Genomic DNA, 1,331 nt, shown 5'->3' on the forward strand with positions numbered 1-1,331 from the left:
GGGGTCACCGTCATGTCGACGCCGGGCATCTTCCTGGAGTTCGCCAAGCAGGGCGGTCTCTCCCCGGACGGGCGGTGCAAGGCGTTCGCCGACGCCGCCGACGGCACGGGATGGGCCGAGGGCGTGGGTGTGCTGGTGCTGGAACGGCTTTCCGACGCCCGGCGCAACGGCCACCGGGTGCTCGCCGTGCTCCGCGGATCGGCCGTCAACTCCGACGGCGCCTCCAACGGCCTGACCGCTCCCAGCGGCGTCTCCCAGCAGCGGGTGATCCGGCAGGCCCTGGCCGGCGCCGGGCTCTCCCCCTCGGACGTGGACGTGGTGGAGGCGCACGGTACGGGCACCAGGCTGGGTGACCCGATCGAGATCCAGGCCCTGCTGGCGACGTACGGGCAGGATCGGGACCGGCCGCTGCTGCTCGGATCGATCAAGTCGAACATCGGTCACACCCAGGCGGCCGCGGGGGTCGCGGGCGTGATCAAGATGGTGATGGCCATGCGGCAGGGGATCGTGCCGCGGACGTTGCACGTCAACGCCCCCACGTCGCATGTGGACTGGTCGGCCGGCGCGGTCGGGCTGGTGACCGAGCGCGCCGGATGGCCGGAGACCGGACGGCCCCGCCGGGCCGGAGTGTCGTCGTTCGGGATCAGCGGCACCAACGCGCACGTGATCGTCGAGCAGCCGTCCGAACAGGCCGAGCCCTCCGAGCCCGCTACGACACCGGGTGCGGCGCCTGTCGTGGTGCCCTGGGTGGTCTCCGGTAAGACCGAGGCCGCGCTCGATGCTCAGATCGATCGGCTGACGTCCTTCGTGGCCGAGACCGGGGCGGATCCGGCCGATGTCGGCTACTCGCTGGTCAGGGCCCGCTCGGAGTTCGCCCACCGGGCGGTGCTGCTGGCAGGCGGTGACGGCGCGGCCGAGGTGGCACGTGGCGTCGCCGGCGCGCCCGGTTCGCTGGCGGTGCTGTTCGCGGGACAGGGCGCGCAGCGGATCGGGATGGGCCGCGAGCTCGCCGCCCGGTTCCCGGTCTTCGCCCGCGCGCTGGACGAGGTGTTCGCGCGGCTGGCCGACAGGCTGGAGAGGTCGCCGGGTGAGGTGATGTTCGGCGCGGACGCCGGGCCGCTGGACCGCACCGAGTACGCCCAGCCGGCGCTTTTCGCGATCGAGGTGGCACTCTTCCGCCTGGTCGAGTCCTGGGGCGTGACACCGGATGTTCTGGTGGGGCACTCGATCGGCGAGATCACCGCCGCCCACGTGGCCGGTGTGCTGTCGCTGGACGATGCCTGCGCGCTGGTCGCGGCCCGGGGCCGGCCAGTTCGGCGGGCACCTCCCGG

1 protein-coding gene is annotated in these 1,331 nt (G+C 73.3%); it reads left to right on the plus strand.

What is annotated here, in order from left to right:
* A partial coding sequence (locus ABT130_RS47610) for an acyltransferase domain-containing protein (RefSeq protein ID WP_350966504.1) occupies nucleotides 1-1,331 on the plus strand: 1,331 nt, incomplete at both ends.

Source organism: Streptosporangium sp. NPDC001681, from assembly GCF_040298085.1.
GTDB lineage: Bacteria > Actinomycetota > Actinomycetes > Streptosporangiales > Streptosporangiaceae > Streptosporangium.